Annotated in this window: 6 protein-coding genes, 1 rRNA gene and 1 pseudogene; all 8 read right to left on the bottom strand. The window is 38.5% G+C overall.

The features are described from left to right. Positions 1–21 precede the first annotated feature (21 nt). A pseudogene (gene pcnB / locus AC21OH_RS12510) lies at positions 22–1248 on the bottom strand (polynucleotide adenylyltransferase PcnB); the annotation flags it as partial. 144 nt (positions 1249–1392) lie between these two features. Then, positions 1393–1983 (bottom strand): rhomboid family intramembrane serine protease, encoded by a 591-nt coding sequence (locus AC21OH_RS12505; RefSeq protein WP_486534802.1) that lies wholly within the window; start codon positions 1981–1983, stop codon positions 1393–1395. Between the two features lie 154 nt (positions 1984–2137). Beyond that, on the bottom strand, positions 2138–3208 hold the full coding sequence (locus tag AC21OH_RS12500; protein ID WP_487370546.1) for a 5'-nucleotidase: 1071 nt from the start codon (positions 3206–3208) through the stop codon (positions 2138–2140). 286 nt (positions 3209–3494) lie between these two features. Continuing rightward, positions 3495–4784, bottom strand: a complete 1290-nt coding sequence (locus tag AC21OH_RS12495; protein WP_486534804.1) for a TRAP transporter large permease — start codon at positions 4782–4784, stop codon at positions 3495–3497. Then, positions 4781–5308 (bottom strand): TRAP transporter small permease, encoded by a 528-nt coding sequence (locus AC21OH_RS12490; protein ID WP_487370545.1) that lies wholly within the window; start codon positions 5306–5308, stop codon positions 4781–4783. The genes AC21OH_RS12495 and AC21OH_RS12490 overlap by 4 nt, the downstream gene beginning before the upstream one ends. A 22-nt stretch (positions 5309–5330) precedes the next feature. Continuing rightward, complete coding sequence (locus tag AC21OH_RS12485) at positions 5331–6410, bottom strand: TRAP transporter substrate-binding protein (protein WP_487370544.1); 1080 nt, start codon at positions 6408–6410, stop codon at positions 5331–5333. A 379-nt stretch (positions 6411–6789) separates the two neighbouring features. Next, a complete protein-coding gene (locus AC21OH_RS12480; protein WP_487370543.1) occupies positions 6790–11400 on the bottom strand; it encodes a two-partner secretion domain-containing protein in 4611 nt (1536 codons plus the stop codon). 678 nt (positions 11401–12078) lie between these two features. Further along, positions 12079–12193: ribosomal RNA gene (rrf, locus tag AC21OH_RS12475) — 5S ribosomal RNA — on the bottom strand. Positions 12194–12261: the final 68 nt, after the last annotated feature.

Genomic DNA, 12261 nt, shown 5'->3' with positions numbered 1-12261 from the left:
AGATTTACTTGCACCGCGGCGACTATCATTAGCGAAATCATCAATAGCTTGCTGCTTTTGTTTTTCAGATAATGTCTGATACGTTTGCCACCACTCACCCATATCATTGGTGGATTCTGAAAGTGGATTTAAATCATCTCCACATTGTTCACGTAACAACAAGAAATCATAAGCTGCACGAAAACGAGCGTGTTCTGCCAATTGTGTAATTTGCTTAACTCGCGGATTGGCAAGCTTTGGCTGCATCATCCAAATATCACGTATGAATTGCTCTGCAAATTTTGGTATGGCAGTTTTGATGCGTTGACGTTCAATCACTTTGCTAGCAGCTTGCAACTGTGCATCATGAAATGGCATATTTTTTTTCTTAAATTTTGCCAATTGATAAAGATAATTGTCCCAAAGTAGCGCTGCATAAAAGAAGGCAGGGTTAATACTTTTGCCTTGAGCGATACGTTTGTCTGTATTAATCGCTACTTGGTTAACCAAAGCGCTAGGGGCTTCAGGTGGATAGATGATTAAATGTCGAATAGCGCCATACTCAAATAACAACGGTAATAATGGCACCAAGTATCCGCCGGTGAACATCTTTTGTGACTCATCATATAGCCGATGCGGTGACACTTGATCTAATAAAGACCAGTTGTTATCGTGAAACTGTTCAGATAGCTCTTTATCAAAGTCAAACCCAAGCTTTGCTTTAAATCTTAATGCTCTCAATAACCGTACAGGATCCTCTTCAATACGTAGCGGGGCATGACCTAAAAGTCGTAGTGTTTTGCTTTTTATATCTTCATAGGCATTACAAAAATCGTGTACCACACCTTTAATAGGCTGATAGTACATGGCATTAATTGAAAAATCGCGACGTTCAAAATCTTGCTTAATATCGCCCCAAACATTATCGCGCACAATCATTCCATCACTTGTGGTGTGTGCATCACCATTTGGCGGCGCCCTAAATGTTGCCACTTCAATCATATCTCGCCCAGAATATACATGAGCTAACTGAAAACGACGACCAATGATACGACAACGCTTGCCAAAAATATCTTTAACTTCATGCGGTCTTGCATCTGTTACTGCGTCAAAGTCCTTAGGATTGAGGCCAAGAAGTGTATCTCGTACCCCACCACCCACAATATACGCATCAAAACCACCTTGGTTAAGCGTAGATATCACTTCTATAATTGAATTTGGTAAATCTACTTTACTTAATCCTAACTGCTTGGCTGAACGTTCTGCCATGCATCTACTCCCTACAAACTAAAAAAGCCTTGTATAGCCTACTTTACGAATTGTAGTCATACAGGGTATATGTAAGTGCTAGTTTAACAAATTTTTCATGTGATTGCCTGATATACTTAATGCGAACCCTTATCAAAATTATATTTAGTTAATATAATAATGTTTTGAGTTCGCACCAATCAGTAACCCAATACACAATCCGCCAAAGTGAGCCGCAAATGAAATACCTGTTTGTGGCATAAGCCCCTGTTTTAACACTAGCCAGTAGCTTGCCCCCATAAGCAAACAAGCTAAAAGATAGCCCCACCTTTTTGCAAAGATTGCCCCGCCTATCATATAACCTAGCATAGCGAAGACCAGACCTGAAGCTCCTATATGAATTGAGAACGGAGAGCCTAAACCCCACGTCATGAAGCCAGAGCCTATAATTAATTTGATAATTGTTCGATATGCATTGCGCTCAAACAGTCCGAATAAAAACAGTATCTGCGCAAGTATAATAGTATTGCCGATGATATGAGCAAAATTGCCGTGCATGGTCCATGATGCAATAACCCCAATCATACTATTAAGACTTAGAGAGCGAGGAATAATCCCGAATGCATTCCAAAGGTTAAACAATACCGTATTATTTAATATATACATGATCCACATTGGCAAAAATATAATCATATATAGACCAAAAACTTGGCCAATACGATGCTGAACAACGCGTGTTATATCTTTTACATTCATAACTTTAATACCAATATTCAATCATATATATTTTCAGAGTTTTCTAATACTTATATTATAGCGATACCCATGCAGTGCGTACCTAAGATTGGCTTAAGATTAAGTAAGTAAATAAGTACTTAATTAAGTGCTTAAATAGCTAGCTTATACTACTCTAGGTTTCTAGATTTCTAGATTTATCTTTGTTCTTGAGCCGCCATGTGTACTCATTTAGCGGTGATGATGAATGATAAGGTACCAGTGCTGAAGGTACAAACCCTCTTGCGGCCTCAATATGCTTAATAGAATCATCGAAGAATATATGGGGTGCAAATGTTTTTAATACAGCTGTTTTCTCAAGTCCTCCCAAGAAAAATGCCATATCAACATTTACGCCCCATTCACGTAAAGTTTTAATTGCACGTAAATCTGCTGGCGCATTCCTAGCTGTTACTAATGCGATTTGAACTGGCTTTTTAGTTTTTAAATAAGGCAAACGCCGCTGCAATAAGGAGAGCTTAATTAATAAGTCAGCATACGGCCCTTTCTCAATCGGTAGATCTATCATCTCAGCTTCTCTATCATGAAACGCTTTCAAACCGTACTGTTTATAGAGTAGCTCACCAGAATCATCAAATAAAACCGCATCCCCATCAAAAGCTATACGCAACTGATCTATATCTAATTTATAAGTATTAACTGGCGTTGCATCTAGTATTGCACAAGCGCAAATACGCCTATCTGCAATACTCTGTGCATCTTCACGATTGGTGGTTAAAAACAAATCCACATCGAAATCGGCCACATAATCAGCTACGCTGCCTCCAGAAATAAAAGCCGAGCGCGTAATAGAAAGCCCTCTATTGCGGATGGCATTTAAAACTCGGATACCTGTTTCAGGGCAGCTCTTTGAAACAATGACAACTTCTACTAAAGGCGATTTGTTTTCATAGGGGTCTGCTTTATAGCCATCTAAACTACTATTTAAATTATGGCCTAAACTACTATTAACATTATTGCTAGCATTATATTTATTAAGGTTTAAAATCGCTTGAATTAATGGGAACCCTACCCCTATGTCCAAATCCTCATGCTCGCGTTCGTACATATATTCTCTAAACAAGCGAATGGCATTTTGAGGATCTTGTTTTATTAATTCTTCTCTATATGCCTCGGATTCACTCAGGTCATACAATGCGGTTGCAGAGATTGCGATTATAAGTGTCTTTGATAAATCTATGGGCATAGACTTCCTTACAACTAAGCTAATTAACTTATAATAGATAAAAGGGTGGAAACAAGTATTCAGCAGTCAGTTTACGCTATATATTTTACAAAATATTATGAGAGTTGTTGTCTTAATTTAAACTGTAAACAAAAGCCTTTTATTATATGGTGGCAATCCTACTAAAAGACAAATACTAGCAATTAGTTTAAGTACTAAATTCTAAACCATCAAAAAAGCCATACTGTTAGGTTACCAGTATGGCCTCTAAGTCTAAAATATTATACTTTAAAAACGGTTTATATTATTAAGATAAAAATACCAAGGCGATCGATGGGAATGCGACCAATATCACTAGCCTAACAACATCTGAGACAATGAAAGGTGCTACGCCCCTAAACATATCAGAGAGTTTAATATGTGGCGCCATAGCTTTAATAACAAAAATGTTCATGCCCATCGGTGGCGTGATCAAACCAAGCTCAACAGTCAATACCGCAATAATACCAAACCATACTGGGTCATAGCCTAAAGCTACAATGATTGGGAATACGACAGGAATCGTAATAACCAACATTGCCAAGGCATCCATAAATAACCCTAGCAAAAAGTACATCACTAAGATACTGATTAATACCACAAGAGGACTTACCGCAAGGCCGCCTATCCATTCTGCCAAAGAATTCGCAATCCTTGACACATTAATAAACAGGCCTAACGCTTCAGCACCTAATAGCATAAAGAATACCACGGCGGATAACGCTAACGTTTCTATTAAAGACTGTTTAAGGCCCTTAAAGCGCATGCCTTTAAACGCCGCATATAACCAAGAAGCAAATGCGCCTACTGCTGCACCTTCCGTTGGTGTAAATAGCCCAAAGAATATACCTGCAATAATTATGACGAATATGAAGCCAAAAGGAATAAGACCTGTTAAGGATAATACTTTATCCTTCCATGAGGTTCTCTCGCCACGCTCGGCTAAATGCGGCTTCCACCGCACCATTATCATCACAGTGATGGAATACATGACCATACCCAATATGCCAGGTAAAAAGCCTGCAATGAACATATCGCCTACAGACTGCTCAGTAAGAATCGCATACACAAGCAGTGCAATACTAGGCGGAATCATAATACCTAAAGTACCGCCGGCTGCTAAAATGCCACATGCAAAACCAGGTTGGTATCCGTATTTTTCCATTTCTGGTAAGGCAACACGGGTCATAGTCGATGCGGTTGCCAAAGAAGATCCCGAGATAGAAGCGAAGATACCAGAAGAGCCAATACCTGCAATACCAAGACTACCTCTGACACCGCCAAATATCGTTCGGGTGGCATCAAATAGCTTTCCAGCCATACCCGAATGAGCAGCAAATACACCCATTAGAATAAATAAAGGTATGGCGCTAAAATCATATTTTGCTAAAACTGCGGTTGGAATATCTTTTAACATCTGTAGTGCGCTACCAGGACTCGTGATAGCGCCAAAGCCTACCAAACCTACCCCTAACATTGCTAATGCTACTGGAACTCTAAAACATACAAACAGTATCATGGCTACTAAGCCAATCGATCCGATAATTTCAGGACTCATGCACCTGTCTCCTCAGCGTCATAGAACTCACCTGTCCTGAAAATATTAATTGATTCATATAAAGCTCTATAAGCCAATAATGCACTTAAAAATGAGCTTATTAAATAAATCGGGGTCATAGAAATACGTAAGTCTTGAGTAACTTTACCGAATTCAGCGGCATCCATTGCGCTTTCATAAAGACCGAAGACAAAGACCACGCCTAATGCAAAATATCCCACCATGAAAATGCCCATTAGGTACCCTTTCCATTTTTGTGAAATACCTTGAGTAAATACATCTACAATAACTTGAGATCTTTCTACATAGGCGGCAAACGCGGCAAGTAAAGCGAACAGCATCATATAAGAAACTATTTCAACCGTTCCTTTAATAGTAAATCCAAAATCTCCGCCAGTCAGTTTAAAGACATAGCGTGTAATGACATCCGCAATAGTGACTAGAACAATGACTATTAAACTGATGCCACCTATAAATTCACAAATCTTTTTAAACAGATTATTAATGCTAGCAAACATTGACATAAATTATACCTACTAACAGTCATTAACCTTCACAAGATTGGCTTGCAGCTTTCGCAGCTTCATATACCCCATCTGCATCTAGTCCTAAATCATTGACGTCGGACAGATACTTTTTGGTTCCCTCTTCTAACGGACCTTTCCAATTTGGGTCATTTAGTGGATTAGGTATTTCAATTACTTCATGACCTAAGTCTTTGGCATTTTGTAGTGCTTTTAGATCATGTTTGTCAAAGACTTCACCGACTTTCTTAGCAAGCGCCATCCCAGAATTATCGTCTAAAACTTTTTTAAGATCATCCGGTAAACTATTATAATTATCTTTATTCATAGCAACCATTAAGCCTGAGCTATAAAAAGGAATGTTGGTATGATATTTAGTAACTTCATCAATCTTAAAGGTTGTGACAGCTTCCCAAGGAAAGCTTAATCCATCAACGACACCACGTTGTAGTGAGGTATAGATATCATTAGCAGGAAGGCCAACAGGGGATGCGCCCATACTTTCGATAATATCACCAGCCACTGCTGATGGACGACGTATGCGCATGCCCTTCATATCATCAGGCGTTTCAATGAGCTTGTCTGAAGTATGTAATGCCCCAGGTCCTGCACCGTACATAAATAGGATGTGAGAATCTTCATATTCGCCTGCAATAGTTCCATTTTCATATAAAGTTTGGAGTATACAGCCCATTTGTGTAGCAGAGCTTGATAACCCTGGCAGCTCGGCAATCTGTGTTAGCGGGAAGCGTCCATTGGTATAACCATGCGCTTGAGATCCGATATCTACAGTACCTTTTACTGCAGCCTCGTAGGTGACCTGGGGCTTACTTAAAGAGGCAGATGGATATAACTCAACTTTGAGTCTTCCATTTGAGTCTTGTTCAATTTTTTCAGCCCAAGGCTCTAACACCTCTTTGCTAAAAGAAGACGTTGCAGGCCAAAAGTGTGAAAACCTTAGGGTAGTTACTTCTTGAGATGATGCTTCCGTAGTCGTCACATCTTCAGTGGTTTCAGGTGTGTCATTAGCGGATTGGTTTGAACAGCCGACAAGGCCAAACGCGACGAGTATAGCCGCAGAAAGAGTGGTATGAAGTTTCATTATCAATTCCTTTGATATGTTAAAAAACCTATTGATCCTTAATAGGTAGATAGAGTTGCAAGGCGATTACTTAGATAGGTCAAATTCAATAGGTAAATAAGCAAGAAGCTATTTACTAATTATCAATATATTTACTAACTATTAATAAAAGGATGAGCAACCTAAGTCAGTAAACATGTATGCATTGAAAGTAACAACTAAAATGATATATGTCAACTCATTTAACAGCAAATTATGTACGCATGATCGATAAAATTCAATCTTATTATTAATAATTTAAAAACATTAAAGCCTGTATGCTTAAGATACAGGCTTTAATAATCAAGTAACGACATAAAGTAAAACGTTCAACTAACCTAAGTTTTACTAAGTATGATAATTATAGTGAGACCTTGGCTTGTGTATCTTCGCCATCAGTATCATCCCACTCATAATCAACTTCTATAAGTTTATCTAGACCTTCACCTGATATTAAGTTGGAGATAATATAAGGCGCATCTAACGCTTCTAGATTAACTACTGTATTAAACGTGTGTACATAATCATCATTATTGCTTTGGCTTATTTGCGCGCCATTTAATTCACTAACATCCGACGTAAATGTGGCTGCATTGACATTAATATTGTCAGTTGAAAGGTTAGCATTGAAACGCTGTGCTTCTATATTAGCATGCTGCGTGACACGTTGACTATCTACACCCAAGCTAATTTTCCCGTTAGCATTGATAGTAACAAAGCTACCATCTGCTACATTCTCAGGTAAAAAATGACCGACACTTTTTACTAAAGCTGTGACATCAACGTTATCCAACTCAGCGTCATTTTCCACATTATCTGCCGCACCCGTATTAAAAGCACCTAGTAATTGTTGAAAATCAAAAGTAGAAAATGCCGACTTGAAATCAACAGGGTCTATGTCTTCAAAATCAATTTTAATAGGTAACTCATTTAAGGGCATGGCTAGGTCTATATTGACTTTACGCACAGCATCTTGAGCAGAGCTAACGTTAAAATCGCCTTGAGCGTTAACGTCTAATTGTGCGACATTTACATTACCTTGCAAGTTTACCGCCTCACCGCTATCGATAGACAGTTGCCCAGCGTTTAAATTACCCAGTGTGTAAGCGCTACTATTGTCAGCTTTAATAGCGAAGGTAGTGTCAGTCACTGCTGAAGCACCAGTAGGCAGGCTACCACCAATAGCAAAACGCCCCATTTCAGTTTTAGACTCAGAAGCTATAATGTCTACGCCCCCTCTACCACTTAAGTTAACAGACCGCGCATCAATATTAGCACCTCCTATGGTTAATACTGAATCCGAACTTGAAGCATTTACATTCACAGTGTCAGTATTGATAGTCGCACCATGCGCGGTATTCGACTTTTCATGCGCAATATTTATAGCACCGCCTAAACCAAGAAGCTCGCCTGTTGTGACTGCTTCTGTAACGTCTAAATTAAATGCAGTATCACCGCCAATTGCAACCTCTGTATTCGTAGAAGTGTCTTGACCTACTAAGATGTTCGCTTCAGCGCCATCAACGGTTACGGTAGTTGCATTAACATTCGCACCATTAATCTGCGCTATGTTATCAGAAGTTAATTGTAACTCACCTACGTTTACGTTGGCAACTTGCGCCTTATTATCCTCAGCTTTTATAACATTAAACCCAGCCTCGACATCAATAGATGGCACACTAATCGCACCACCCGTCGCAGGTACAATTGTAAATCCAGTACCGCCGCCTAGATTAAAGCCACCTGCTGTTTGCCAATTTCTATCGCTATCTTGAGTAATTTGTGCGGTGTTACCTGCATTAATGCTATAGCTTGTCGCTTGTACATCCTGAGCCACACTAGCGTCATTAGTCGCACTGATATCTACCGTTTGAGCGTTTAAGCTACCTTTAACCGTGGTAGCATCACCAATTTGTTGATATTGATACGAACCTTGTGTGCCAATGTTTAAGTTAACATCGGCTAGAGTAGCGCTGCCTGCACCAAAGTCAAGCTCACCCATACCAAAATGGGTCGTCGTCACTGATGAATCATAATCGGCTTTACCAGTATAGTCATTGGCATTTATCAAGATAGATTCGGCGTCCATTTGTGTGCCGATATCCAAAGCTTGGTTAGTAGCGTTAATATCTATCGTATCAACTGCATTCAATACAGTTGGCGTTGCGGTTTTAATTTCAGTGGTTGTACCGGCGCCGTTACCAGACACTGCTAACGTACCGTCAATAACTTTTAATAAGCCAGAGGCAAGAGTAATAGAACCTGTACCACTACCTACAATGTCTTTGTCAACAACGCGATCATACGTCGCTTGGTTAGTAATGTCTGCACCTGATAAACTGATATTTTCTGCCGTAATAGCCGTACTCTTATTGCTAAGTTGACCTGTGGCATTAATCGTTACATTATTGGCATTAAGTGTGCTGTTCTCGCTCGCATATTCACTGTGAGAATCAACGGTTTGATCAATACCGATACCTAAACCAATCTTGATACCACTAAGACCACCTTTAATATAGCCTTCAGGACCAACTGCTTTGGTTGTTGTACTCTTCGTCGCTACCAATGCTTCGCCAGCATCAATGTTGACATCGCCGGCTACGATATCAATAGCGCTATCGGCATCAATATCACTACCTTGCAAATTCACAAGTTGCGCTTTTAGATTGACGTTATCGGCAGACAACGTGTTACCTACAACGCTACCTGTACCTTGTTGTGTGATTATAGTCTTACCTTTTGTGCTACTGCTGGCATCTATATTAACCTCATTTATAAAGCTTGCGTTTAATAGACTATCCGCAGCAGGACTAGGCGCATCAAAATCAAATGATGACTCGGTCTCAACAGAAAATTTTTGCTCAATGGTAGTAATATCCGTTGTATTAGCAATAGATGTATTTAAGTTTGATTTAGCATCAATATCAATGGTATCAGTCGCGCTAAGGTTACTGCCTATCAAATTAACTGTATTACCCGCTATAGCGACATTATCTCCAAATACATCGGAAGAAGTGCTAGTAGTAATAGTTTGTTCAGTTATGGTTTGACCATCAGTTATATTTAACGCTTTACCTTTTCTATCTTTTTTGTAATTGGTAGTCGTCGTCATACCATTTTCGATATTGATAATATCTGAAGCAGTTATGGTTAACTCGTTCGCTTTATCAGTCGTTGTTGTGGCAACACGACTTCCAATAATATTGACATCTTTTTGACTGTCGATATTTATAGTATCTGCATCAATACTTGAGCCAACGATCTGGGTTTGAGTACTATTGTCATTATGAGTTTCACCACCTTCAAGACCGCCCCAATACGTGAAGCTATTTTTATTCTCTTGGCTAAAGTTTTTATTGCTATGACTAATATTTATGTTGTCTTCAGCGATTAAATCAAGATTGCCTGCTTTAATGTCCACACCCTTCAATTCTTGTGCACCACCACTGTTTAACGAGACTTCATCGCCTTTAACTGTAGTATTTGTAAGCATTTGCGAAGTCGTTGTTATTCCATTTTCGCCAGTTTTTAATCTTGAACTTTCATTTTTATATCGGTTGATATTACTACTTACACTAGTCTGCATACCTGAAACTAGTTTTAAATTTTCACCCCCCGACAGACTGATAGAAGTACTGTCACCCTCATTAAGTTGCTCAATTGCAGTACCACTTATATTTAGGTCTGATATGGCATCAAGATTAATATTGTCAGTAGCCATCAAACTAGAGCCATGATGTTGCTCAGCGGTATCAATGACTTCATTTTCATTGAACCATAATCCTTTACTACGGCGCGCAGTTTGACCGGTGGTGTTCGTCGTTATAACACCCTCAATGGTTATGTTGTCACCATTGGCATTAATAGTATTACCGGTTAATTGACTGCCTTTGATTTCAACCTCTTCACCCGTCAAATTAATCGCTTTAGCATCAATAGTAGAGCCTTGATACACCTCGGTATCAGTATAGTTGGTATTGGTTAATGTTACTCTAGCATCCAATTTTTGCTCCGATTTATTAACTTCACCGGCAACCGCTATCACATCACCACCGATAGATAAATATTTATTACCAACCAAATCTACAGAGTCTGCATAAATACTGCTATCGACAATTTCTAAATTATCAGCCGTCGCTCTAATACTATCAGTAGCATTCAAATCTGCTTGAACGGTTTGAATGCCTCGGTCATCATTATTATGTAATCGAATACGTCCAGCTTGCATACTGCCAACAACGCTACCATCCATCACTAGTAAAGGCTGAAAACCGCTTAAAGATTCCATTGATAAGTCGTCATAATTTGCAACGTAACGACCTGATAAGACATTGATTGAATCGTTTGCAATAATATTACCGTTAACTTCAACCTTTGGTGCCAATAAATCAAGACGCTCATCGCCATCGACATCACCTAGCACCGTTAAGGTCTTACTACGTTTACCAACTTCGAACCCACTTAACTTATCTTCACTGACGTTTGGTGTTCCTACTACTAAAGATGCACGATTGGTATTAATGAAACCACAGCCATTACAAGTTATGCCATTTGGATTGGCTAAGACATAATCTGCCGCAATACCAAAGACTTCTTGCTGACCCAAAATTAAAGAAGGGTTTTTAGATATGACTTCATTCAAGATTATAGAAGCAGCTCCGTTGGTCAAATTTTCATTCGCTTCAAGCTGCCCTGCTAAAGTAGATGTGCCTGAACTTAATGAATTATTAAATACGGCCCCAGCTTCACTAACATTAAAATCTCTATATTGATTATGCGATAATCCATTTTCATAAGGTGTGGCAATATTGATTATATCGACACCGTTCTGTTGCGTAGTTTCAGTTTGTCCGACTGCATTGATACCATCTGCCAACGCTACCGTAGAAACCGTCGGTAAAGCCAATGCTATACCAACAGTACATGCAATCCTACCTTGAGTAGATAATTTGAAAGATTTAGAGGTTTTCATATTTCGCCCTTTTATTAATTTATAATTATTTTTTTATAGTGATAAAATTTTCATTAAAGAAATTCACTTTTCTATTCTTTAATACTTAAACTTTGAATTAATGCGGTGTTATTGATTCTATAAAATCTAATTTAAGAGTTATTAAGTAATCAAAAACCATATTATTAGACTGATAAGTAATAAATTTAAAAAACGTTTAAGTGACGTTTTGACGTAAAAACTTAATACTTAAACATAAAAAGGAATTATACGTTTCGGTATAATTCCTTATATGCTATTGATATTACAATAAATTTAATAAGTCCACCAGCATAAAATATTAATAATATTAAAAAAATGTTCTTTTTCGATAAGATTCACTCATTCAGTTTTCATTTTAAAAGCTAATGTAGCTAGAAATAATTTATATATATATGTTAACTATTTTTTTATTTCAATAGTTGGAGTATTCCTATATAGAGATATTATAAATACAACTCATATATAATCAGCGAACTACTAAACGGTTACGGCGTTAATCTGGTTAAGCCTACTCTCGTATGAATTGCGACTTGCACTCACTAGCCTTGTAGCCAGTTTAGACTTCTTTGACTATAGGTATTAGATAGTAAATCAAGTTTCATCCACCCAAACAAAAGCCCCCTATACATAAGTACAGGGGGCTTTTAGGGTATAGGGAGCTGACGATGACCTACTCTCACATGGGCGGACCCACACTACCATTGGCGCAACGATGTTTCACTTCTGAGTTCGAGAAGGGATCAGGTGGTTCCATCGTGCTATTGTCGTCAGCAAAGAGGGTATAGATATGAGTTGTTGTATTGAACCTGAATCAAGTCACTGTATATAAGTGATATAAAT

Source organism: Psychrobacter sp. CX10, assembly GCF_057621575.2.
This window is presented reverse-complemented; position numbering and strand designations above follow the sequence as displayed.

What these genes read in the sequence shown, in the direction of transcription:
- AC21OH_RS12505 (WP_486534802.1), bottom strand. Translation starts at nt 1,983, where the DNA reads ATGAATGTAAAAGATATAACACGCGTTGTTCAGCATCGTATTGGCCAA.
- AC21OH_RS12500 (WP_487370546.1), bottom strand. Translation starts at nt 3,208, where the DNA reads ATGCCCATAGATTTATCAAAGACACTTATAATCGCAATCTCTGCAACC.
- AC21OH_RS12480 (WP_487370543.1), bottom strand. Translation starts at nt 11,400, where the DNA reads ATGAAAACCTCTAAATCTTTCAAATTATCTACTCAAGGTAGGATTGCA.
- AC21OH_RS12490 (WP_487370545.1), bottom strand. Translation starts at nt 5,308, where the DNA reads ATGTCAATGTTTGCTAGCATTAATAATCTGTTTAAAAAGATTTGTGAA.
- AC21OH_RS12495 (WP_486534804.1), bottom strand. Translation starts at nt 4,784, where the DNA reads ATGAGTCCTGAAATTATCGGATCGATTGGCTTAGTAGCCATGATACTG.
- AC21OH_RS12485 (WP_487370544.1), bottom strand. Translation starts at nt 6,410, where the DNA reads ATGAAACTTCATACCACTCTTTCTGCGGCTATACTCGTCGCGTTTGGC.